General features: G+C 65.8%; 19 protein-coding genes. 8 read left to right on the top strand and 11 right to left on the bottom strand.

The window, feature by feature from the left end:
• Positions 1-8: 8 nt before the first annotated feature.
• From LQG66_RS04935 to LQG66_RS04920, 4 genes are all read right to left on the bottom strand, one after another.
• Positions 9-1,616 (bottom strand): sulfite reductase subunit alpha, encoded by a 1,608-nt coding sequence (locus LQG66_RS04935; protein ID WP_231324004.1) that lies wholly within the window; start codon positions 1,614-1,616, stop codon positions 9-11.
• Complete coding sequence (locus LQG66_RS04930; protein WP_231324002.1) at positions 1,613-3,400, bottom strand: NirA family protein; 1,788 nt, start codon at positions 3,398-3,400, stop codon at positions 1,613-1,615. Before LQG66_RS04930 ends, LQG66_RS04935 begins: the two co-directional genes overlap by 4 nt.
• 341 nt (positions 3,401-3,741) lie before the next feature.
• Entirely contained in the window at positions 3,742-4,896 is a 1,155-nt protein-coding gene (locus LQG66_RS04925) for a CmpA/NrtA family ABC transporter substrate-binding protein (RefSeq protein ID WP_231324000.1), read from the bottom strand.
• The gene (locus LQG66_RS04920) at positions 4,893-5,483 is read right to left on the bottom strand and encodes an ANTAR domain-containing response regulator (RefSeq protein ID WP_231323998.1); all 591 of its coding nucleotides are present in this window, start codon (positions 5,481-5,483) and stop codon (positions 4,893-4,895) included. Before LQG66_RS04920 ends, LQG66_RS04925 begins: the two co-directional genes overlap by 4 nt.
• A gap of 116 nt (positions 5,484-5,599) precedes the next feature.
• On the opposite strand from LQG66_RS04920, the gene rimO reads away from it, so the two are divergent.
• Positions 5,600-6,925 (top strand): 30S ribosomal protein S12 methylthiotransferase RimO, encoded by a 1,326-nt coding sequence (gene rimO, locus LQG66_RS04915; protein ID WP_231323996.1) that lies wholly within the window; start codon positions 5,600-5,602, stop codon positions 6,923-6,925.
• 13 nt (positions 6,926-6,938) lie between these two features.
• On the opposite strand, the gene LQG66_RS04910 is transcribed toward rimO, so the two are convergent.
• Positions 6,939-8,066 (bottom strand): DUF2336 domain-containing protein, encoded by a 1,128-nt coding sequence (locus tag LQG66_RS04910; RefSeq protein WP_231323994.1) that lies wholly within the window; start codon positions 8,064-8,066, stop codon positions 6,939-6,941.
• Positions 8,067-8,487: 421 nt separating this feature from the next.
• Between LQG66_RS04910 and LQG66_RS04905 the strand changes: the two genes are divergently transcribed.
• The gene (locus tag LQG66_RS04905; protein ID WP_231323992.1) at positions 8,488-9,684 is read left to right on the top strand and encodes an acetylornithine transaminase; all 1,197 of its coding nucleotides are present in this window, start codon (positions 8,488-8,490) and stop codon (positions 9,682-9,684) included.
• Between the two features lie 31 nt (positions 9,685-9,715).
• Here the strand turns inward: LQG66_RS04905 and LQG66_RS04900 are convergent, their stop codons facing one another.
• Positions 9,716-10,702, bottom strand: a complete 987-nt coding sequence (locus LQG66_RS04900; RefSeq protein WP_231323990.1) for an LLM class flavin-dependent oxidoreductase — start codon at positions 10,700-10,702, stop codon at positions 9,716-9,718.
• 264 nt (positions 10,703-10,966) lie between these two features.
• On the opposite strand from LQG66_RS04900, the gene LQG66_RS04895 reads away from it, so the two are divergent.
• Both LQG66_RS04895 and LQG66_RS04890 read left to right on the top strand, forming a co-directional pair.
• Positions 10,967-11,248: a hypothetical protein gene (locus LQG66_RS04895; protein ID WP_231323987.1), complete on the top strand. Its 282-nt coding sequence runs from the start codon at positions 10,967-10,969 to the stop codon at positions 11,246-11,248.
• 121 nt (positions 11,249-11,369) lie between these two features.
• Positions 11,370-12,122 carry a hypothetical protein gene (locus LQG66_RS04890; protein WP_231323985.1) on the top strand — a complete coding sequence of 251 codons (753 nt, stop codon included), beginning with the start codon at positions 11,370-11,372 and terminating at the stop codon, positions 12,120-12,122.
• Between the two features lie 44 nt (positions 12,123-12,166).
• On the opposite strand, the gene LQG66_RS04885 is transcribed toward LQG66_RS04890, so the two are convergent.
• The 3 genes from LQG66_RS04885 to pcsA form a co-directional block, all read right to left on the bottom strand.
• Complete coding sequence (locus LQG66_RS04885; protein ID WP_231323983.1) at positions 12,167-13,141, bottom strand: quinone oxidoreductase family protein; 975 nt, start codon at positions 13,139-13,141, stop codon at positions 12,167-12,169.
• A gap of 177 nt (positions 13,142-13,318) precedes the next feature.
• Positions 13,319-14,044, bottom strand: a complete 726-nt coding sequence (locus LQG66_RS04880) for a TerC family protein (RefSeq protein WP_231323981.1) — start codon at positions 14,042-14,044, stop codon at positions 13,319-13,321.
• Entirely contained in the window at positions 14,041-14,775 is a 735-nt protein-coding gene (pcsA, locus tag LQG66_RS04875; protein WP_231323979.1) for a phosphatidylcholine synthase, read from the bottom strand. The genes LQG66_RS04880 and pcsA overlap by 4 nt, the downstream gene beginning before the upstream one ends.
• Before the next feature lie 117 nt (positions 14,776-14,892).
• On the opposite strand from pcsA, the gene LQG66_RS04870 reads away from it, so the two are divergent.
• On the top strand, positions 14,893-16,092 hold the full coding sequence (locus LQG66_RS04870) for a UbiH/UbiF family hydroxylase (protein WP_231323976.1): 1,200 nt from the start codon (positions 14,893-14,895) through the stop codon (positions 16,090-16,092).
• A gap of 6 nt (positions 16,093-16,098) precedes the next feature.
• Here the strand turns inward: LQG66_RS04870 and LQG66_RS04865 are convergent, their stop codons facing one another.
• Entirely contained in the window at positions 16,099-17,052 is a 954-nt protein-coding gene (locus tag LQG66_RS04865) for an AEC family transporter (RefSeq protein ID WP_231323974.1), read from the bottom strand.
• 129 nt (positions 17,053-17,181) lie between these two features.
• Here LQG66_RS04865 and hspQ point away from each other — a divergent pair, with 129 nt between their 5' ends.
• Positions 17,182-17,514 carry a heat shock protein HspQ gene (hspQ, locus tag LQG66_RS04860; RefSeq protein ID WP_172108970.1) on the top strand — a complete coding sequence of 111 codons (333 nt, stop codon included), beginning with the start codon at positions 17,182-17,184 and terminating at the stop codon, positions 17,512-17,514.
• A 112-nt stretch (positions 17,515-17,626) separates the two neighbouring features.
• Here hspQ and LQG66_RS04855 read toward each other — a convergent pair whose 3' ends face one another.
• The gene (locus LQG66_RS04855; RefSeq protein WP_231323972.1) at positions 17,627-18,412 is read right to left on the bottom strand and encodes an invasion associated locus B family protein; all 786 of its coding nucleotides are present in this window, start codon (positions 18,410-18,412) and stop codon (positions 17,627-17,629) included.
• A 261-nt stretch (positions 18,413-18,673) separates the two neighbouring features.
• On the opposite strand from LQG66_RS04855, the gene LQG66_RS04850 reads away from it, so the two are divergent.
• Both LQG66_RS04850 and LQG66_RS04845 read left to right on the top strand, forming a co-directional pair.
• Complete coding sequence (locus LQG66_RS04850; RefSeq protein ID WP_231327693.1) at positions 18,674-20,500, top strand: extracellular solute-binding protein; 1,827 nt, start codon at positions 18,674-18,676, stop codon at positions 20,498-20,500.
• A gap of 51 nt (positions 20,501-20,551) precedes the next feature.
• Positions 20,552-22,060, top strand: coding sequence for an AMP-binding protein (locus tag LQG66_RS04845; RefSeq protein WP_231323970.1), 1,509 nt, complete (start codon positions 20,552-20,554; stop codon positions 22,058-22,060).
• Positions 22,061-22,136 lie beyond the last annotated feature (76 nt).

Below are 22,136 nucleotides of genomic sequence, written 5' to 3'. Positions count from 1 at the left end.
GTACCCGCTCAATAGACGTCGAGCTGGAACCGGCCCTTCTTCTTCAGATCGGCCACGAAGCTGACGGCCTCGTCCGTCGAGCGCGCGCCGAACTGGGCGACGATGTCGACCAGGGCACGCTCGACGTCCTTGGCCATGCGCTTGGCGTCGCCGCAGATGTAGAGATGGGCGCCATCTGCGAGCCAGGTCCAGACCTCGCGGCCGACCTCGCGCATGCGGTCCTGGACGTAGAACTTCTTGTCGCCGTCGCGCGACCACGCCAGCGACAGCCGCGTGAGAAGGCCTGCGGTCTTCATCGCGTTGAGTTCGTCAGCGTAGAAGAAGTCGCAGTCGCTGCGCTGATGACCGAAGAACAGCCAGTTCTTGCCGGGTGCACCGGTCGCCTTGCGATCGAGCAGGAAGGCGCGGAACGGCGCGACGCCGGTCCCCGGACCCACCATGATGATCGGCGTCTTCGGATCGGCGGGCAGCGCAAAACCATGCGCTTTCTGGACATAGACGCGCAGCCGGTCGCCGGGATTGATCCGCTCGGCGAGGAACGTCGACGCCAGTCCGAGCCGCTTGCGCTTGCCGATGACGTAGCGGACGCAGTCGACCGTCAACGACAACTTGCCGGGCGTCGAATTGTGCGACGACGAGATCGAATAGAGCCGCGGCTGCAGCGGCTCCAGCGCCTCGACGAACGCTTCGGGATGCGGCCGCACCCCGGAGAACTTCTGCAGCACCGCCATCACGTCGAGCGTCGCCGCATCGCCATCGGGATCCTCGCCCTGTGCGAGCCGCCGCGCCTTTTCGCGTGTCGCGCCGCCAGTGATGAAGGAGATCAGCTCGAACAGCGAGTCGGGCGCGGGCGACAAAGAGACGTCCTCCAGCAGACACTGCCGCAGCGTCTTGCCGTTCACCTCGGTCATGTGCGATGCGCCGAGCAGCGCGATGATCTGGTCGACGAGCCCGAGATCGTTGTTGGCGAAGATGCCGAAGGAATCGCCGACGACGTAGTCGAGCCCGCTCTCGGCGAGATCGAACTCGATATGCCAGGTCTCCTTCTCCGAGCCGGGCTTGTTGAGCAGGCGCCGCGACAGGAACGTCGCTTCAATCGGATTGTCGCGCGAGCGGCCGGGCTCGCTGACGACGACGGACACGGTGGCCGGTGTCGCTGACGCCGCAGCGGGCTTCGCGGCGGCGGGTGCTTTGTCGAGCTCCTCATGGAGCGCCTTCAGCATCCGCGCGGTCTCCTTGCCGCCGGGGACGCAGAGATTGAGGCGCGCTTCGCTACGCGTAGCGATCGCATCGGAATAGTCGCTGCAATTGTAGCCGCATTGGCCGCAATCCTGCTGCGCCATCGCTGCCATCAGGCGCCGTCGCAGGGGACGGCCTTCAGCCAGCTTCATGCGCTCGCCGATAGGCAGGGTCTGATCGTGCCAGGGCGCTTCGCCATCATCGCCGTCGCCTGCTGGCGCGAGCACGACGCCATTCTGCGCCGACGACAACGGCGTCGAACCGTCGAGGCCGAGCGCGCCGGCCAGGAAGCCGTTGAGCCAGGAACGCTGCGCGTCGGAGAACGGCGCGTTTGCGGGAATGATTTCAATCTTCGGCATGGGGGTGATCTGGTTCATGCGGATACCTCCGACGACGTCTGGACTTCGGCGAGCTTGCGCAGGGTTTCGCCGTCGTGGCGGCGGGCAAAGGACAGGAAGGTTTCGTCGGGCGAGGCGCGATGCATGAGGTAGGCTTTGAGCAGCTTCTCGACGGTGCGGGGCGCATCCTCAGCCTTGAGGTCGTGATAGACCTCCTGGCCGATCTCGGCCTGCGGGCCGAAGCCGCCGCCGGCGAACAAATGATAGCCCTCGACGGTGTCGTCGCCATCGCCCACGGGCACCTTCGCCCCGATCAGGCCGATGTCGCTGATGTAGTGCTGGGCACAGGAGTGATGGCAGCCGGTCAGATGGATGTTCAGCGGGGTGTCCACGTCCACCCTACTCTCGCACCAGTCGCCGATCTCGGCGGCGTGCCGCTTGGTGTTCGATGCCGCGAACTTGCAGCCGGCATTGCCGGTGCAGGCGATCAATCCGGCGCGGATATGCGAGGCCTTCACCGACAGCCCGATCTGCTCGATCGCCGCGCAGGCCAGCGCGACGTTGTCGTCGCGAACGCCCGACAGGAGGAGGTTCTGCCAGACCGTGAGGCGGATCTCGCCGTCGCCAAGATCCGCCGCGATCTTGGCGAGCGCGCGCATCTGATCGGTGGTCAGCTTGCCCAACGGCAGCACGACGCCGATCCAATTCAGGCCCTGCTGCTTCTGCTGGTGCACGCCGATGTGGGCCATGCGGTCGGACTCGGGACGCTGCTGCAGCGCCTCGTCCGGCACGCGGGCGAGCTTGCGGCCGAGCCTCGCCTCGACAGCTTCCATGAACTTGTCATGGCCCATGCTGTCGAGCACGTATTTGAGCCGCGCCTTCAGGCGATTAGTACGATCACCGGTCTCGATGAAGACGCGCACGATGGCGTCAGCCACCTCGGTGGCGTGCTGCGGCTCGACGATGATCCCGGTCGGCTTGGCAAAGTCCTTGTGGCCGGTGATGCCGCCGAGGCCGAGCCTGAACCACACGCCCGGCGCGGCACCGAAGCCGTCCTTCACCTCGACCGCCGAGAACGCGACGTCATTGGTGTCTTCGAGCGCAGCAATACGGCCCGCGCCGTCGAAGGCGACGTTGAACTTGCGCGGCAGACCATAGAGCGATCGATCGTTGAGGATGTGGAAGTGCCATTCGCGCGCATAGGGGCGCGTATCCAGAAGCTCCTGCGGATCGATGCCGGCGGTCGGCGTCCCCGTCACGTTGCGGATATTGTCGGCGCCGGAACCACGCGCGGTCAGCCCGAGATCCGAGAGACCCTCCAGCAGCATGACCGTGTGCTTCGGCGGGATTTCGCGGAGCTGCAGATTGGCCCGCGTCGTGACGTGGCTGTAGGGGCCGCAGAGCTGGTCGGCGAGATCGGCGAGGCCTGTGAGCTGCCAATGCTTGAGAATGCCGTTAGGGATCCGTAGCCGGCACATGTAGGAGTCCTGCGCCGGCGCCACATGGAACAGCCCGTAATAGCGCCAGCGGAAGTTGTCGGCGGTGGACGGCGGGGTATCGGTGCGGGCCTGCTCCTTCAGCCGCTCGTACGCATCGAAGGGATGCAGCTCGCGTTTGACCTTCTCCTGGTCGGCGAGCTTCCGTCCCGACGCGACCACCTTGTCCTGCGCCTTGAGGTGGATAGCGTCGGGCCCCGTCGGTTCTGCCGCGGCCCTACTGCCCTGTCCCTGCACTCCCAGGTTGACCTTGAGACCGGCGGCCAAGCCCTCGAGATAGCGCTTCTGCTCGTCGTTGAAGTCGACAGACAAAGGTTCGATTTTCATGATGGCGGACGAAGCTCCAGCGGCCACGGAGATTGGCGTTTGCGGATGGGATGAGGATCGCCACGTCAGAGCCGCCAAATCGGCGGAGTTCAGATGAGCGATCCGACCAGCTTCGTTGCTGCGGAATCCAACTTGGATTGCAGTCAGCGGCGTCTGCGGCGGCTGACTGCAGCGCAACATTCAAGTTGCGTGCCAGCTGACGCAGTCCGAAATTGCTAGATAAATCAAATGGGTGATCGAATCGTTTGAGGTCTGGTCGAAGGCCAAAGCCTCGAAAAGCAGGCAACTCGCCCAAAAAATGGTCCAGACACGGCGATGCCCAAACTTCACGCCACGGCGAGCTACGCGCGCCAGCGCCCGATCTTGAATGCCCGGAGATGTCCGATCACGTCGTCGGCCGAAAATGCCGGGCCCGCGAACGCGCCGATCTCGGCGCCGCCGGCAGGCGCGGCCGTTCCCGTCGCCGCATCATAGATATCGGGCCTGAAAACGCCCATGGCCGTGTTCAAGGCCTCCTCGCTCAAGGGGATCTGGCCCCAGCGCACCATCTGCGCGTACAGCCAGGCAGCCTGGATCGGCTCCGGGCGCGCCGCTCCTTCACGCCCGACCAGCAGATAGCGCGGGCTCTCGCGGAAGGTGCCGTCCGGAGAGATCTTCAGCCGGCCGTCGAGCGTGCGCTTGATGACCTCCGCATCCACGTCGATCCGTTCCGGCTTGGCCAGGATCTGCGCCGCCTCCACATGGCTCTGCTCGATGAAATCCGCCGCACGGCCGCACGCGCGGACCAGCGCGGCCAGCGCGTCGGGATTCTTGTCGGCCCAGCTCTGCCTCACCGCCAGTACCTTTTCAGCAGCCCGCACCAGGATATCCGACACGAAGTGCAGGATATGGCCGATGCCGAGATCAACGGCGATCGAGTTCCAGGGGGCCCCGACGCAGAACGCATCGACATGACCATTGGCAAGACTGTCGACCATGTAGGGCGGCGGCAGCACCACCAGCCGGACATCCTCGTCGGGGTCGACCCCACCCGCGGCCATCCAGAACCGAAGCTGGTAGTTGTGCGTGGAGAACGGAAAGGTCATGCCGAAGGTCAGCGGCTCGGCACCTGCCTTGCGGCGCGCGGCGACGACGCGCGCCAAAGCGAGCGCTGTGGCCATCGGATCGAACCGATCTCCCTCCAGCTCCGCCATGAGGGCGGCGTGCAGCGCCGGCGTCACGGTGATGGCGTTGCCGTTCACGCCGAGATTGAAGGGCGCGACAATCGGGACCTTGACGTGGCCGATGCCCAGGCTGGAGGCAATGGCGACCGGGGCGAGCAGATGTGCCGCGTCGAACAGGCCGATGTTGAGCTTGTCGCGGACGTTCGACCACGACACCTCGCGGACCAGCGTGACGTCGAGCCCTTCTGCTGCGGTGAAGCCCTTGTCGACGGCGACGATCAGCGCGGCGGCATCGACCAGCGGAATGAAGCCAATGCGAAGCGGGCCGGTCATTTCAGCATCTCCGAGGCGGTCAGGATCGATTGCGCGATCTCGCCGATCTTCTTCTTCTCGCGCATCGCGGTGGAGCGCAACAGAACGTAGGCTTCCTCTTCGGTGAAGCCCTTCATCTTCATCAGGATGCCCTTGGCCCGGTCGATCACCTTGCGGTCTTCGAGCGCCGACTTGGTCCGCTCGAGCTCGTCCTGCAGCTTCGAGAAGGCATTGAAGCGGGAGATGCAGAGGTCGAGGATCGGCTTGATCCGCTCCTTCTTCAGGCCGTCGACGATGTAGGCCGACACGCCGGCCTCCACCGAGGCCTGGATCGAGGCCGCGTCGCTCTGGTCCACGAACATCGCGATCGGCCGGCGGACGGCGCGGCTGACCTGGAACATCTGCTCGAGCACGTCGCGGCTGGGATTCTCGAGATCGATCACGATGACGTCCGGGTCCAGCGCATAGATCCGCGCCAGAAGGCCCTGCATCTCGCTGACTCGCACGACGCCGGTAAAACCCGCCTCCCGCAAGCCCTCCTCCAGGATGGCCGCGCGAATCGGGCTCTCATCGACGATCACGATCTTGGGTGATTGCTCGGCGCTCATCGATCACCAGGTTGGTCCGGGCCCTCACCCATAGCACGGAGACGACCGGCTTAAAGCCTTGTCTTTCGGGGTAATTCGGACTAGCTGACCCCCTAACCTCATCAGGCAGTTCCAGGATGCAGCAGGGTTCGGCGCCCAAGATCAGCTTTGTTTCGCTCGGATGTCCCAAGGCGCTGGTCGATTCCGAGCGCATCATCACGCGGCTGCGAGCCGAGGGTTACGAGCTCGCCCGCAAGCATGACGGTGCTGACGTCGTGATCGTCAACACCTGCGGCTTCCTCGACAGTGCCAAGCAGGAATCGCTGTCTGCGATCGGCTCGGCCATGGCCGAGAACGGCAAGGTCATCGTCACCGGATGCATGGGGGCGGAGCCGGAGCAGATCGAGCAGGCCTATCCCGGCGTGCTGTCGATCACCGGGCCCCAGCAGTATGAAAGCGTGCTGGACGCCGTCCATCGGGCCCTCCCCCCGGTGCACAACCCGCATCTCGACCTGGTTCCACCGCAGGGTGTCAAGCTGACGCCCCGCCACTATGCGTATCTGAAGATCTCGGAGGGCTGCAACAACCGCTGCACCTTCTGCATCATCCCGAAGCTGCGCGGCGATCTGGTGTCGCGGTCCGCCGCGGACGTGCTGCGGGAGGCCGAGCGTCTGGTCGAAGCCGGCGTCAAGGAGCTCCTGGTCATTTCGCAGGATACCTCCGCCTACGGGCTCGACCTGAAATATGCCGAAAGCTCCTGGAAGGACCGCAGCGTCAGGGCACGCTTCATCGATCTCGCCCGAGAGCTCGGTGATCTCGGCGCCTGGGTGCGGCTGCATTACGTCTATCCCTACCCCCATGTCGACGAGGTGATCGGTCTCATGGCCGATGGCAAGGTGCTGCCCTATCTCGACATCCCGTTCCAGCATGCCAGCCCGAACGTGCTCAAGGCGATGCGGCGGCCGGCCGCGCAGGACAGGACGCTGGACCGGATCAAGGCCTGGCGCGCGCAATGTCCAGATCTGGCGCTTCGTTCGACCTTCATCGTCGGGTTTCCCGGCGAGACCGATGCGGATTTCGACTATCTGCTGGAGTGGCTGGACGAGGCCGAGATCGATCGGCTCGGCTGCTTCAAGTATGAGCCGGTGGCTGGCGCGACGTCCAATGCCCTGCCCGACCAGGTCCCAGCCGAGGTCAAGCAGGAGCGCTGGAACGCGCTGATGGCACGGCAGCAGAAGATCTCGGCGCGAAGGCTGAAGCGCAAGGTCGGGAGCCGTCAGCAGGTCATCATCGACGAGGTCGGCCCGACCGTCGCCAAGGGCCGCTCGAAGGCGGACGCGCCCGACATCGACGGGGCCGTTTACGTCTCGAGCCGTCGCCCCCTGCGCGTCGGCGAGATCGTGACGGCCAAGATCGACCGCGCCGACGAATACGACCTGCACGGAACGGTTGCAGGGTTCTGATCCGTGCGTCGGGTCAATTCCCGTTTGCCGGGGAGCCGGTCCTCACGCTCCACAGCTTGAGCAGGCGTTGCGCCTCGTCCGGCGTCAGCTCGAGATATCTGTTCTTGAGTTTGGTCAGCTCATCGGGCTTCGTCGCGCCCGAGACGAACCGGCTATCGAGGATGGCCGCGACAGTGGTCCAGCTGAGCCCGGCGGCCTTGCACGGCACCAGAATGCCGTCGCTCCGCAGGCTCTGCATCAGTGGCCTAACCAGCTCGATGCTGCATTTTGCGAGCTCCGCGATGGCGGCAATCGTTTCCGTATAGCGCCGCTGGCGGGCAAAATCCTGCAACAGCGCCTCGTTCAGCCGGCCTGTCTGCTTCAACTGCCCGACCGCCAGCTTGGCGCTGCCGAAGTCACGGCAACGCGACATGTCCCGCTCCGCGTCGGCCGCGGCTGCTGCGATCGCGCTGCGGATTTCCTCGTAGAGATGCGGCGGCGCGGCCGCGAGCAGCCTGGCCCTGACCGCCTCGGTGGCCCCCTCCAGCAACGTCCTGCGCAGGGCTGCCGGAAGATCGGCCCGGATACCGGCGGCGATCGTGAGGTCCGCATCGCCCGCGGCCTGGGCAACGACGGCCGCAAACCCAGCCGGCGACACCCGCGCCCCCGGGTTCTTCATCAGCTTTCGGCTCACGCTCGGATAGCGTCGCGCGAGCAGCGCATCGGTGACGATCTCCTGCAGCCACCAGCGGCCGGCGATCGCGATCAGGTGCTTCTCACCGCGGGTCTCGGCGATCTCGACCAGATCCTCGGAGCTGAGCCGCGGCGACTCCGACAGCACGGGCCCGGCCACGGTGATGTCGTCGTGATGGGCCAGCCGCCGGATCACCTCGACAGGTGCTTGTGGCACCGGCGCGAGCTGGGCGCTGAGTTCGGCGAGCGCAATACGCGCGCCGACATCGGCCAGCGCGCGCAACTCGATCGTGTTGACGAGGCGCTCGAAGACGTCGGTAAACAGGGCATGCTGCTCGACATCCAGGCTGCCCACCGATGCGATGAACAGGGATGCAACCCGCTCGGCCACGCCGGAGCAGCGTTCGGCTGAGCCGGTGGCAATCGCCGCCTGCACTTCGTCGGCGATCGTGAGATGGGCGTTCGACATCGCTCGTCCTGAGCGCTCGCATTTCAGGTTGGGGGCCAAGGTAAACGCTGCCGCTAAATGTTTGGTAAAGTTATAACTAAATGGCTTCCCCGCTGAGTTGAGCCCATCCGCTCATCGCCCGCTGCCCGCTTCCGACGCCGCCGTGCCCAACCAAGTCTCGCAACGGCTGACCGACGGCCGTCTTGACACCGGTCGCGTTTTACCTGTATGGGGCCGCCCCATGATCTTCAACCGGACCAACCGCCGCGCCGCCGTTTGCCGTCGTCACCGCCGTGACGATGCCGGGGCGCGCCGTGTCCGAAGACGTTGCTGATCAGCTAACTCATCAGCTCCTGGTTTTCGAGAAGGCCGCTCCCGCAAAGGAGCGGCCTTCTCGCTTTTCGGCCCGTCGTCTTCCCCCCTGAGCATAGGAGACTTGAACATGCTGACCGTCCCCCATCCGTACGACGCCCTGATGGAGATCACGGCGCGTCCGCGCACCGTCTTCGTCCAGGGCAAGGGCTCCTGGCTGTGGGACGACAACGGCAGGCGCTATCTCGACTTCATCCAGGGCTGGGCAGTGAATGCGCTCGGCCACGCCCCGCCCCAGCTTGCGAAGGCGCTTGCCGACCAGGCTACGCGGTTGATCACGCCGAGCCCCGCCTATTTCAACGATACGAGCCTGCAACTGGCGAAGGCACTCACCGAGCGCTCGTGCTTCGATCAGGTGTTCTTCACCAATTCGGGCGCGGAGGCCAATGAGGGCGCCATCAAGCTGGCGCGCAAATACGGTGCTCTGCGCAAGAACGGCGCCTATGAGATCATCACCTTCGAGGGCGGCTTCCACGGCCGCACGCTGGCGACGATGTCAGCCTCGGGCAAGAAGGCCTTCGAGCCGCTGTTCGAGCCGAAGGTGCCGGGCTTTCCCAAGGCGCGCCTGAACGACATCGCCTCGGTCGAGGCGCTGATCTCCGACAAGACGGTTGCGATCATGCTGGAGCCGATCCAGGGCGAGGCCGGCGTATGGCCGGCGACGACCAAGTTTCTTCAGCAGTTGCAGACGCTCACGACGAAACATGGGCTGCTGCTGATCGTCGACGAGATCCAGACCGGCATGGGCAGGACCGGAAAACTGTTCGGCTATGAGCACGCCGATGTCCTTCCGGACATCATGACCTTGGGCAAGGGCATCGGCGGCGGCGTGCCTCTGGCTGCCTTGCTGGCGACGGACGAAGCGTCCTGCTTCGAGCATGGTGATCAGGGCGGCACCTTCAACGGCAATCCGCTGATGTGCGCAGCCGGGCTTGCGGTGCTCGATGTCATCGAGAAGCCGGAGTTTCTCAAGACGATCGCCGATAACGGCATCTATCTCGAAAGCGAGCTGCAGCGCATCTCGGCGCGACACGGCCTCGGCGAGGTACGTGGTCGAGGCCTGTTGCTTGCGCTCGACGTCGTCAGGCCGATCGCGCCGTCGATCGTCGCCCACGCGTTCGAGCTCGGCCTGCTCCTGAATGCGCCGCGACCGGATGCGCTGCGCTTCATGCCGGCGCTCAACGTCACCCGGGACGAGATCACAGCGATGATCGACACCCTGGATGGAATCCTGACCAAGGCCGGCGCCGCGCGCTGCGTCGCGTAGCGGCTTGTTCGAGGAAGGCCGGCGCGGGCATCTATCCGTCCGGCCGGCCTTCCAGGATATGCCTCTGGAACGTCGCAAGCAGATCACAGCGTCGGGTGGCATCCACGCTGGTTGGGACCAGCAACACGCTGCGCGCTCCGCTCGCCGCAAGCTCGGCCAGCTTGGATCGGACCTCGTCATGACTTCCGATCAGAGACCGTGCGAGGAAGCCCTCGATGTTGATCGGCGGCACCGCGGCGTGACGCCCCGCGGACAGCTGCCGCCTGCGATCGAAGAACTGCTGCAGGAACGGAGCCGCCTCGGCGTTCGCCGCGTCCCGGGTCGGCGCGCTGCAATAGAAGCGCGACACCACGAGCCGCGGATCCGAGCTGCGGTTCCGCTCCCGGTAGCTCCGCAGCATCTGCGCGACGTCATCGACGGTCGACGTCAACCCGGCCATCAGGCCATGGCCGTGCGCCGCTGCGTCGTCGAGCGCGGCCTCGCTTGCTGACGCGATCCAAGTCGGCACTGGCTGCTGGAGCGGGCGCGGCGTCAATTGCAGACGATCGACATGGAAGTACCGGCCCTGGTGGGAGACCTCATCCTCGACCAGAAGACGCTGGATCAGATGCAGCGCCTCCAGCATGCGTGGCCGCGCGTCGTCGGACGAAACGCCGAAATTCCGGTTCTGTTCAGGAAACGGCCCGCCTCGCGCGACGCCGAAATCGAACCGCCCACCACTGAGGATGTCGATCGTGGCGATGTCCTCGGCCACCTCGATCGGCGGACGGAACGGCAGCAGCACGGCGGCCGTGCCGAGCCGGATCCGCGCCGTGCGGGCGGCGAGATAGCCGAGCAGCGCGAAGATCGACGGGCTGGAGCTGCCCGCGTCGAAATGATGCTCGGAAATCCAGGCCTCGTCGAAGCCGAGCGCCTCGGCCTTCAGGACCAGATCGGTTTCGGCCTGGATGGCGGAGGGGTGGCCGAGACCATGATTGTCGTAGGGGCAGAAGACACCGATGCGCAGACGGGAAGCCATGATGACGGAATCTATCCGCATCGCGTCTGGTTTTCCAGACTTCGACGCGATCTCCGCCCCGATTGACTTAAATCAAAGACACCCGCCCCAATGAACGCCGATCTTGGCCCGGCCGAACACCTGCGATCCGATGACTTACGTTATATCACCCTAGATATAACGTTGTACGGGAATGTGATCAGCTCGGAGGAAAGAGGCTTGCCGGGACCAAGCTGATGATCATTCCGCCGACAACGAGGTCGGCACCACAAAGGAGATGCAAGAATGGCGAAAGACAATCTGGCTCGGGTGCGGCCCGTCGAAGACACCGGGAGCCACATCGCGCCGGCCGCCGCCACTGAGGAAGTGCTGATTCACGTCCGCTTCTTTCCGAATTCTGACATCAACTCGATCGGCGAGAAGCCGGCCAGCCTGACCGCCAACGAATGGTACGAGCGGCTGCTCGACATGGCGCGTCCGCATTATCAGACCTTTGCAGGCGGCCGCGGCTTTTTCCGTATTCCCCGCCCGTGTTTCGAAGCGATCCTCAAGGACGTCGCGGCCTGAACCCAGGCGCTCTCTGGACGGGGCAGCGAGCGTCCTCTCTGCCCCATCCTTGTCGACCGCGGTGCCCGGGTAGCACCGCGGTCGATGGCGTTTCGTGCGTGCGCGGCATCGGAGGACAATCTTGAGCGAAGCGGCGTTCATCGGACTGCAGCGGATCTTCAGCTCGCTTCTGGCGTCATCGTCGGCATCGCGGAATTTGACGGACATGCTCGCCGACCGGGCGTTCGACCTGTTCGAAGCCAACATCGAGGCCCAGACGTCGCATCTGCCTGCCCTCGCCTGCGCCAAGGGATGTCCCTCCTGCTGCGCGCTGCGCGTCACGGCGACCGCACCGGAGATATTTCTGCTGGCGCGCTATGTCCGTCAGATCGACGAGCGCATGCCCGCAACGGGACTGGGCCTGCTGTCGCGCCGGGTGAAGCTCGCCAATCGCGCGACGCGGGGCTTGAGCGAGACCGCGCGGATGAAGCTGCGTCAGCCCTGCCCGTTCGTGGTCCGCGGCGGCTGTATCATTCATCCGGCACGCCCCCTTGCCTGCCGCGGGCATGCGTCGTTCGACCGGCGTGCCTGCGCGCAAGCGATGACCGGGCGCGATGTCGACGTCCCGGTCTCGGCGCCGCACGCCGCGCTCCGAGCCCTGGTCCAGGACGCGCTGAGGGCGGCCCTCGACAGCACCGGCCTCGCCTCAGACCTCTATGAGCTGAATCAGGGTATCGTCCTCGCACTCGACGTTCCCGACCGCGAGCGGGCCTGGCGCGACGGAGAAGACAGCCTCGCTCCGGCTCGGATCGAACGGACGGCGGCGGCTCAGCCTGATGCGGCGCTCTGGCGCCGCGCGGCCGGTCATGCTGCAACGGCCCAGGACGAGGCTTAGAGACGCGAGGCGGGGATCAGCAGCGCTGGCTCACCACGCGCCGATCACGGCTTCAAGATCGACGCCCCTGTGGTGGCCCGGCTCTCCAGATCGGCATGAGCTTTCGCCGCGTCCTTCAGTGCGTAGGCGTGATTGATGGGAACGTGCAGCTTGCCGCTGATGATCGCGGAGAACAGCGTATCGGCGCCATCCAGCAGCTCCGAGCGCTTGCCGATATAGTCGTTCAGCTTCGGCCGGGTCGCGAACAACGAGCCGTGACTGTTGAGCTCGGCGATCGAGAATGGCGGCACCGGCCCCGACGCATTGCCGAAGCTGACGAACAGGCCGCGCGGCTTCAGGCAGGACAGCGAGCCCGGAAAGGTCGACTTGCCGACGCCGTCATAGACCACGTCGCACAGCTCGCCCCGGCTGACCTGCTTGACGCGGGCCACGAAGTCCTCCTCGTTGTAGAGGATGACGTGGTCGCAGCCGTTGGCGAGCGCGAGATCGGCCTTGGCCTTCGAGCCGACCGTGCCGATGACATGCGCACCGAGCGCCCGTGCCCACTGGCAGGCCAATAGGCCGATGCCGCCCGCCGCGGCATGGATCAGCACGCGATGATGCGGCTCGACCTTGAACGTCTTATGCAGCAGATACCAGACCGTCAGGCCCTTGAGCATCAGCACCGCGCCCTGCTCATAGGTGATGTGGTCGGGCAGCTTGACGAGGCGCTGCCAGGCGATGTTGCGCTCGGTGGCGTAGCCGCCGAGATTCTCGTAGTAGGCGACACGGTCGCCGGGATGGAAATTTGTCACGCCGGGGCCGACCGCGATGACCTCGCCGGCCGCCTCGTTGCCGGCGATGAAGGGCAGGCTCGGCGCCTTGTACAGGCCGGTGCGATAGTAGACGTCGATGAAGTTCAGCCCGATCGCGTGCTGGCGAATGCGCACCTCGCCGGGACCGGGCGCGGCAACATCCACCGCCTCATAGACGAGCGCCTCCGGGCCTCCCACCTTGTGCACGCGCACCGCCTTGGCCATCCCGCGATCTCCCTTTCGGACGCTCTGGGGCCGCATCTCGAGAATCCGACCCAACAACCTTCGACAATTACCTGATTCTCATCGGACACTCGGCCCCGTCGAACGAGCCTGACCGCGGTCCGCGCGCAATGCGCAGATGGCAACAAAAGCGAAGGCGATCGGGCCCTCCTTGTCAACTCAGCCGTTGCGCTTCCTGCGGTTGCGCGATGCCATCACGTTGAAGGCCTCGACTGCGAGGGCGAAGACGATCGCGAAGTAGATGTAGCCGCGCGGGATGTGGAACTCGAAGCCGTCGGCCACCAGCGCGACACCGATCAGCACCAGGAAGGCGAGCGCCAGCATCTTGGTGGTCGGATGGTTCGCCACGAAACGCGCGACCGGTCCCGAGGACACGTACATGATGGCGACCGCGATGATGACCGCGGCGATCATGATCTCGAGATCCTGGGCCATGCCGATCGCGGTGATGATCGAGTCCAGCGAGAACACGAGATCAATCACGATGATCTGCAGGATCACCCAGAAGAATTTGTTCGCGCCACCACCCTGCGGCCCGTCGTCTTCGCGCGCCTCGACCTCGGCATGGATCTCATGCGTGGCCTTGGCGATGAGGAACAGGCCGCCGCCAATCAGGATGAGGTCGCGCCAGGAGAAGCCCAGACCGCGGATGGACACCACCGGTTGCGTCAGTCCGATCAGCCAGACCAGGACGCTGAGCAGCACGATGCGGAAGATCAAGGCCAGCGCGAGACCGATCTGCCGGGCGCGTGCGGCCTGGGGTTGGGGAACGCGCGAGGTGATCACCGACAGGAAGATGACGTTGTCGATGCCGAGAACGATTTCCAGCGCGGTCAACGTCAGCAGCGCGGCCCATGCTTCGGGACTGGTCAGAAGGTCGATCATGCTTTCAAGGATCTCAACAGGCGGATCGCGGAGTCGCTCGCGACGATGTAGAGGCCGATCGCGCACAACAGCGCCGTCACGATCGGACCCACGGCAAAATTCCTCGACAGCGCATCGATGACCAGAACGCCCCAGAGGGCGACGAGCGGCAGTGTCAGCCAGCGCAGCCGTTCGACGCGCACCGGATGGATGACATGGAAGGGCACGAAAGTCAGCGCGATCAGGATCGCGAGGCCCAGCGTCGCCAGCAACGGCGACGGATGCAGCAGGAACAGGTAGAAGGCCGCGATGTTCCAGAGGCCCGGAAAGCCGCGAAAATGATTGTCGTCGCTCTTCATGCGGCGGTCGGCAAAATACAGCGCGCCCGTCACCGTGATGCCGACGCCGATCAGGGGGGCCGCCAACGGCAGCAGCATGCCGCTCGCCGTGATCGCATAGGCCGGCACGAACACATAGGTCGTGAAGTCCACCACGAGATCGAGCACGTCGCCCGACCAGTCCGGTTGCACATGGACGACATCGAGCCGGCGTGCCAGCGGTCCGTCGACGCCGTCGATGATCAGCGCAACGCCGAGCCACCAGAACATCGCCGTCCAATGCTCACGCACGGCCTCGAGCATCGCGAGCAGCGCAACGCCGGCACCGAGCGCGGTGAAGACGTGCACCGAAAACGCGGCGGCGCGACGCACCCGCGTGGCTGATGCCGGGCTCTCTGGTCTCAACTGATCCATGCAGATCCAGTGCTATCAGGAATCGCGGCCGATTGCATATCGCCGATTGCGGCGATGCGCCGCGCAGCCATCCGCATGACCCTTGAAAAAGCCTGCAGGAAGGTCAAATGTTCCGGCATGACCAACGCAGACGCCAGCTTCGATGTCATCGTCGTCGGTGGCGGGCCCGCCGGGCTCGCAGCCGCCATCGCCCTGTCGCAGACGGGGGCCAGGACGGCACTCATTGCCCGCCAGGCGCCCTATGCTGACAACCGCACCACCGCCCTGCTCGGCGGCTCGGTCGACTTCCTCGACGAGCTCGGCGTCTGGGCATCGTGCCGCGATCGTGCCGCCGGCTTGAAGGCGATGCGGCTCGTCGACGATACCGGGCGCCTGATCCGGGCGCCTGAGGTCCGCTTCGTTGCCGACGAGATCGGGCTGGACGTATTCGGCTACAACGTCGCGAATGCTGTGCTGGTCGAGGCGCTGGAACAGCGCGCAAGCGAGATCGACGGACTGGTGCGGATCGCCGAGGACGCCGAAAGCGTCCGCAGCGCTGGCGACGGCGTGACAGTCACGAGCGCATCCGGCCGCGTGCTCACTGCGCGGCTCGTGGTCGGTGCGGACGGCCGGCATTCGCTCTGCCGCGAGGCCGCAGGCATCGGCGTGAGCCGGCGGACGTTGCAGCAGGCGGCGTTGACCTTCAACATCAGCCACGCGCGGCCGCACCACAACGTGTCGACGGAATTCCACACGCCTCAGGGACCGTGCGTATTCGTGCCGCTGCCGGGCGATCGCTGCAGCGTCGTCTGGGTCGCCGCACCGAAAGAGGCCGACCGGCTGCTTGGTCTCGATGACGACGCGCTGTCCGCGGCCGCCGAGCGGCAATCGCATTCGATCTTCGGCCGCGTGCGTGTCGAGCCCGGCCGCCATCTGTTTCCGCTCGCGATCGAACGGCCGCACCGTTACGCCCAGAACCGGATCGCCCTGATCGGCGAGGCCGCGCATGTGGTGCCGCCGATCGGCGCGCAGGGACTGAACCTCGGCTTGCGCGACGGCATCGACATTGCCGACGTCGTGCGCGGGGCCAGAGCGGCCGGCGAGGATCCCGGTGCGCCGCAGGTGCTCTCACGCTACGGCGCGGCGCGGCGCGCCGACATCCTGAGCCGCACCTTCGCGATCGACGTCGCCAACCGCTCCCTGCTCAGCGATCTCTTGCCGATGCAGTCGCTGCGCGCGGTCGGCATGCATCTGATCGGCGGCATCGGTCCGCTGCGACGGCTTGCCATGCGCGAGGGGCTTGCGCCGTCCTGGCGGGCGGCCCGCGGGGCCGGCTGAACGCGTTCACGGAAAGACGAGCCGGCCGCTCTGGATCAGCCACATCACGCTGGTGAGGGTGACGACCGAGGCGAAGGTGCCGATCAGCACCGCGCCCGAGGCCGGCTCGATCCAGCTGTCATGCTGGCGCGCGATCACGAACACATTGAGCGCCGGCGGCAGTGCCGCCATCAGCACTGCGGTTGCCGCCCAGGGCTGCGCGAACGGTCCGAACAGCACCATCAGGCCGAACGACAGCAGCGGGTGGACCACGAGCTTCACGACCGTGAGAACCGGCACCTCCCACGGCAGCCGCTCGAACGGACGCAGCGCCACGGTCACGCCCAAGGCGAACAGCGCGGTCGGCGCGGCGGCATTCTGCAGAAACTGCAAGGTGCGCTCGATCGCCGCCGGCGGATGGAACTGGATTGCCGCTGCCACGATGCCGGCACTGGTCGCCATGATGAGCGGGTTCTGCAGAATCTGACGCAGCACGGTGCGGAGCGCGTGCGCGAGCGAGGCATGATCGCGTTCGGTGAGTTCCACGAGCAGCGGCACGATCGAGAACAGGAAGATGCTGTCGCAGCAGAAGATCAGCGCCGTCGGCGCCGCAGCCTTGGCCCCGAGCACCGCGAGCGCAAGCCCCGGCCCCATGTAGCCGATGTTGCCGTAGCCGCCGGCGAGCCCGGCCATGGTGGCCTCACGCAGGGACAGCCGGCCAATCACCTTGCCGAGCACGAGCGCCAAGGTGAAGGTGAGCATCGTCGCGAGCGTCGTTGCAACCAGGAAGGGAGGGTTGCTCAGCTCCGCAAACGGCGTGCGCGCGATGAGGTTGAACATCAGCGCGGGCAGCGACACGTACAGCAGGAAGAAGTTCATCCAGGACAGCCCGGCCTCGGGCAGCCTCTTCCATTTACCGCAGGCGAAGCCTATGAAAACGACGCCGAAATACGGCAGGGCCAGATTGAGAATGTCGAACATGGGCCTCGGAATGACGGCCCCGTGCGGGCCGGATCTGCGACCCAAGGGCATTGCGGGAATCGGACGGTCTGGATCAAATCGCCCCCGGGGGCACTAGCATCGCTCCCGGTCCTGGTCTATTCGACTAGAATGATCAAAGCGCGTACCGCCAAGTTCCAGATCGGCCAGATCGTCCGGCATCGGGTGTTCTCGTTCCGGGGCGTGATCTTTGACATCGACCCGGAGTTCAACAACACCGAGGAGTGGTGGCTGTCGATCCCGGAGGAGGTTCGGCCGCACAAGGACCAGCCGTTCTACCACCTGCTGGCGGAGAATGCGGAATCCGAATACGTCGCCTACGTCTCCGAACAGAACCTCGTCCCTGATGACACTGGCGAGCCGATCCGGCACTCGCAGGTTGCAGAGATCTTCATCAAGGACAAGTCCGGCGGCTATCGTCCACGCAATCCGCTCTTGAACTGACGAACCCGCGATCCGCCTGCTGTTGCGGCCAGCGACTTCACGGCCAGCTCAATACAACTGCCAAACGAAAAAGGCGCTCCGATCGGAGCGCCTTCGTTGTTCGGGGCCTGCTTTATTTGCCGGCTTGCGGCTGGCCGGGCTGGGTCTGCTCGAGCTTCTTGCGCTGCTCCTCGGCGCGCTTCTGCAGCTCTTCCTGCAGCTTCTTCTGCGTCTCTTCGAACTGCTTCGGATCGGTCGGCGGGCCGTCATAGGCCTTGGCGAAGCTGCTGTTGCCTTCCTGCAGCGGCAGCGGCAGCGTCAGCGCGGTCCCGTTCGAGTTGATCGCCTGGACATACAGGTTCTGGCCCTTCTTCAGGCTGGCCAGGAAATCCGCGGTCGCCTCGTAGTCCGACATGCAGCCGTTCTGGAAGCAGATGACGTAGCCGCTCTGCAGCGGCTGATTGTTGTCGACCACAATGCGGGTGCCGGGCTGCAGCTGCATGCCGAGCGGCAGGGTCACGCGCAGGATCTTCTTCGGCTCGCCTTCGGGCTCGATGATCACGGCAGCAACCACAGGCTGGCCGGATTCGATGCGGCCGTCCTTGCCGATGAAGCAGACCTGCTTGGCATTGGCGTCCTGCCCCTTCAGGCAGAACTTGGTCCAGGGCGCGTAGATCAGCTGCGGCATCTCTTGTGCCTGCGGAGCCTGAGCCTGGCCGCCGGCGGGAGGGGTGGCAGGGGCCTGCGCGGCCGGAGCGGGAGCCTTGGGAGCGGCAGCTGGCGCCTTCGCCTTCGGCGCGCCCGGAGCCTGCTGCGCTTGCGCGGCCGAAGCGAACGGAACAGCCAGCGCGGTGACCGCCAGCAGAGCGAAGAGCCGCCCACGCGGCCCAACCGGCGAGGCCAAGTCACGGAAATTCATTGCGGAAAACCCTTTCTGAACGGCAGCGCCCGAGACCGCCAAAGGCGCCACACCAAGCCGTTGAAGCGGCTGTCTCCTCAGGAAATGAGGCGGTTAAGTGACAGGCGTTGCCGCCGTAACTCAATCGCCCGCTTTCATAACGCGGTGCGCGGAAAGATCAATGCCGCGAGACCACGACATGGTCGCGATCTAACGCCGGCGGGCCTGTGTTAAAAGCCTGTCGTGACCTGTTCCGAATCAAGCGCTTGCGCCCTGATCCTGATGTTGCAGCGGATGTTCAGCGCGGCGATGCGATGGAGCGCCGTGATTCTGGCATTGTTGCCGCCGGTCTACATATCCGGCGCGGATGCTGCCGAAACTGCGGCAATCGCGATGCACGGCAATCCTGCATTGCCGGCCGACGTCCAGCACATGCCGTACGCGAATCCCGATGCCCCCAAGGGCGGCCGTCTGGTCTGGGGGCTGCTCGGCACCTTCGACAGCCTGAACCCGTTCATCGTCCGCGGTGTCGCAGTGCAGCAGATCCGCACCTATGTGGTTGAAAGCCTGCTCACCCGCGGCAATGACGAGGCTTTCACGCTGTACGGGCTCCTGGCGAGAAGCGTCGAGACCGACGACAGGAGGACCTACGTCACGTTTCGCCTCGATCCCCGCGCCCGCTTTTCCGACGGCCGGCCGGTGCTGGCCGAGGATGTCGCGTTCTCCTTCGCGCTGCTGCGCGATCACGGCCGCCCCAACCACCGGCAGTTCTACGCCAAGGTGGCCAGGGCTGAGGTGCTCGATCCCCTGACGGTCCGCTTCGATTTCGGCGGCGCGGAGGATCGCGAGCTGCCACTGATTCTCGGCCTGATGCCGATCCTCCCGAAGCACGCGACCGACGCCGCGAGCTTCGAGGACACCACGATGACCGCCCCGGTCGGCTCCGGACCCTATCGCGTCACGGCGGTGCGGCCGGGATCGAGCGTCACCCTCACCCGCAATCCGGATTATTGGGGCCGCGACCTGCCGGTCAACCGCGGATTGTGGAACTTCGATGAGGTCAGGCTCGATTACTATCGCGAGGCCAACGGCCAGTTCGAGGCCTTCAAGCGTGGGCTCTACGACTTCCGGGTCGAGAACGAGCCGCTGCGCTGGCACGACGGCTACGATTTCCCGGCCGCGCGCAGTGGCGAGGTCATCCGGGACAGCTTCACCTCGGGAATGCCGCAGCCGTCACAGTTCCTGGTGTTCAACACACGGCGCCCGGTGTTTGCCGACGTGAAGGTGCGTCGCGCGCTCACGCTGCTGTTCGATTTCGAATGGATCAACCGCAATTATTTCTTCGGGCTCTACCGCCGCAGCGGCGGATTTTTCGCCGGCTCCGAGCTTTCCGCCTATGGACGCCCGGCTGACGCCACCGAGCGTGAGCTGTTGGGGCCGTTCGCGGCGCAGATCCCGGCCGACATCATGGATGGCAGCTACCGTCTGCCGACATCGGACGGTTCGGGCCGCGATCGCGCCACGCTGAAGGCCGCGCTCGATCTGCTGTCCGAGGCCGGCTACGGCTTCGACGGCAGCCTGTTGCGGCACCGGGCGACGCAGGTACCGCTCGCATTCGAGATCCTCGTCACGACCCGCGATCAGGAGCGGATCGCACTGGCCTATGCCGGCAGCCTCAAGCGCGCAGGCGTCAGCGCATCGATCAGGGTCGTCGATCCCGTCCAGTTCGACCAGCGCCGGCTCAGCTTCGAGTTCGACATGATCCAGAACCGCTGGGATCAGTCGCTGTCGCCCGGGAATGAGCAGGCGTTCTACTGGGGCACCGAGGCGGCCGACCGGACGGGAACTAGGAACTACATGGGCTCCAAGGATCCGGCCATCGATGCCATGATCGCCGCGCTGTTGCGCGCTCGCGACAGGCCCGAATTTATCTCGACGGTTCGCGCATTGGACCGTACCCTGATGGCCGGGTTCTACGCTATTCCAGTGCTCAACGCCGCCGAGGAATGGATTGCGCGGTGGAATCGTATAGAACGGCCAAAGAGGACGGCTTTGACGGGAGCGCTCCCGGAGAGCTGGTGGCAGCGGCCGGAGCCGGCACAGAAGTGACCAATCGGGGCAATTGGTCGTGGCCGGGTCCGTGAAAGTACGGGGCAACAGGTGAATCAGGCCAATACGTCGCCGACGCTCGACGCGTTGTTTCAACGCATCCTGGCGCGCAAGCCGGATGCGGTCGCGCTGATCGATCCGATCAACAAGCAGCGCATCACCGGGCGGCCGCCGCTGCGCCTGACCTATGCCGAAGCCGATCGCGCCATCTCGGCGCTGGCTGCGCACTTCATCGACGCCGGACTTCCCGCGCATTCGGTGATCGCGGTGCAATTGCCCAACACGATCGAGTTCGTGCTGACGGTGCTCGCAGCGCATCGTGCAGGTTTGGTCGTGGCCGTGTTGCCGCTGCTGTGGCGGCAGTCGGAGCTGGTGGCGGCGCTGAACCGCACCAGCGCGCGGGCCATCGTCACGATGTCCAAGATCGACGGCGTCAGCCATGCCGATCTGGCGATGAACGCCGCGGCCGAGGCGTTCTCCATCCGTCACGTCTGCGGCTTCGGCAACGATCTGCCCGAGGGCATGTTCTCGCTCGACCACTCCATGGCCAAGCCGTCGCGCACGACGCGGGGGCTGATGCCCGACGGCCGCAAGGCCGCGATCGTATCGTTCGACGTGACCGCCGAAGGCTTCCGTGCGGTGCCACGTACCCATCTCAGCCTGATCGCAGGCGGACTCGCAATCTCGCTCGAAAGCGACCTGCCGCAAGGCGTGAACATGATGTCGGCATTCCTGCCGTCATCCTTCGCAGGGCTCGCCGCCTCGGTGGTGACGTGGCTGCTGTCCGGCGGCAGCCTCGCCCTGCACCACCCGTTCGATGCCGACGCGCTGGAGCAGCAGCTCGCAGAGCTCGGGTGCGATACCTTGATCGCACCGGCACAGCTCGCCTTGCGCCTCGACGACAACGATCTCGCGGCCCGGCTGCCGAACCTGCGCTACGTGCTCGGGCTGTGGCGCGCGCCCGAGCAGGTGGCCTCCAGTCCCGCCTGGAAGACGCGCGACATCGAGCTGACCGACGTCTATCTGTTCGGCGAAGCCGGCCTGTTCGCCGTGCGCCGCACCTCGGCCGACGGCGGAGCGGGTCCGGTCAAGCCGGGACGCCAGGGCGCACCGCGCGAGCAACCGGGATCGTCGATCGCCGGCGAGGTCCTGGTGACGCCGAAGGGCACGCTCGGCCTGCGCGGGCCCATGGTGGTGCTCGCGGCCTACGCGCCGCCATCGCAGCCGAGCGACTCGCTGATGCCGGCGCCGCCGCGCGATTACGTCGACACCGAATATGCCGTCCGCCTCGACCGCGCCCAGGACACCATCTCGATCACGGCGCCGCCGGCGGGCGTGATGGCCGTGGGCGGCTACCGCTTCCTGGCACAGGACCTCCACGAATGGTCGCGGCGGCTCGGCCAGGGGGCACTGCTGACGGCGCTGCCTGACCGGCTCAGCGGGCACCGGCTCGCCGGGCGCGCGATGGACAATGCCCGCGCGCGCGAGGCGCTGGCCGAACTCGGGCTCAATCCGCTGATGGTCGAGGCCTTCCGCGATCGCGCGGGGTCGGGCGGCTGACGCCGCCGATGCGGCGGCCCGGTCATGGGCAATGTGGAACCGGTAACTTGGAACAGTGTTGACGCCGCGTTAACGC

The sequence above is a fragment of the Bradyrhizobium ontarionense genome (assembly GCF_021088345.1).
In the GTDB taxonomy this organism is placed as follows: domain Bacteria; phylum Pseudomonadota; class Alphaproteobacteria; order Rhizobiales; family Xanthobacteraceae; genus Bradyrhizobium; species Bradyrhizobium ontarionense.
Note: the sequence above shows the minus strand (reverse complement) of the source record. Positions and strands in the feature narration are given on the sequence as shown.

Bases quoted from the DNA above. Each gene is read 5' to 3' on its own strand.
- rimO (WP_231323996.1), top strand. From the start codon at position 5,600: ATGCAGCAGGGTTCGGCGCCCAAGATCAGCTTTGTTTCGCTCGGATGT.
- LQG66_RS04895 (WP_231323987.1), top strand. From the start codon at position 10,967: ATGGCGAAAGACAATCTGGCTCGGGTGCGGCCCGTCGAAGACACCGGG.
- LQG66_RS04880 (WP_231323981.1), bottom strand. From the start codon at position 14,044: ATGATCGACCTTCTGACCAGTCCCGAAGCATGGGCCGCGCTGCTGACG.
- LQG66_RS04925 (WP_231324000.1), bottom strand. From the start codon at position 4,896: ATGACCGGCCCGCTTCGCATTGGCTTCATTCCGCTGGTCGATGCCGCC.
- LQG66_RS04900 (WP_231323990.1), bottom strand. From the start codon at position 10,702: ATGGCTTCCCGTCTGCGCATCGGTGTCTTCTGCCCCTACGACAATCAT.
- LQG66_RS04905 (WP_231323992.1), top strand. From the start codon at position 8,488: ATGCTGACCGTCCCCCATCCGTACGACGCCCTGATGGAGATCACGGCG.
- LQG66_RS04935 (WP_231324004.1), bottom strand. From the start codon at position 1,616: ATGAACCAGATCACCCCCATGCCGAAGATTGAAATCATTCCCGCAAAC.
- LQG66_RS04930 (WP_231324002.1), bottom strand. From the start codon at position 3,400: ATGAAAATCGAACCTTTGTCTGTCGACTTCAACGACGAGCAGAAGCGC.
- LQG66_RS04865 (WP_231323974.1), bottom strand. From the start codon at position 17,052: ATGTTCGACATTCTCAATCTGGCCCTGCCGTATTTCGGCGTCGTTTTC.
- LQG66_RS04885 (WP_231323983.1), bottom strand. From the start codon at position 13,141: ATGGCCAAGGCGGTGCGCGTGCACAAGGTGGGAGGCCCGGAGGCGCTC.
- LQG66_RS04870 (WP_231323976.1), top strand. From the start codon at position 14,893: ATGACCAACGCAGACGCCAGCTTCGATGTCATCGTCGTCGGTGGCGGG.
- LQG66_RS04850 (WP_231327693.1), top strand. From the start codon at position 18,674: ATGTTGCAGCGGATGTTCAGCGCGGCGATGCGATGGAGCGCCGTGATT.
- pcsA (WP_231323979.1), bottom strand. From the start codon at position 14,775: ATGGATCAGTTGAGACCAGAGAGCCCGGCATCAGCCACGCGGGTGCGT.
- LQG66_RS04910 (WP_231323994.1), bottom strand. From the start codon at position 8,066: ATGTCGAACGCCCATCTCACGATCGCCGACGAAGTGCAGGCGGCGATT.
- LQG66_RS04855 (WP_231323972.1), bottom strand. From the start codon at position 18,412: ATGAATTTCCGTGACTTGGCCTCGCCGGTTGGGCCGCGTGGGCGGCTC.
- hspQ (WP_172108970.1), top strand. From the start codon at position 17,182: ATGATCAAAGCGCGTACCGCCAAGTTCCAGATCGGCCAGATCGTCCGG.
- LQG66_RS04920 (WP_231323998.1), bottom strand. From the start codon at position 5,483: ATGAGCGCCGAGCAATCACCCAAGATCGTGATCGTCGATGAGAGCCCG.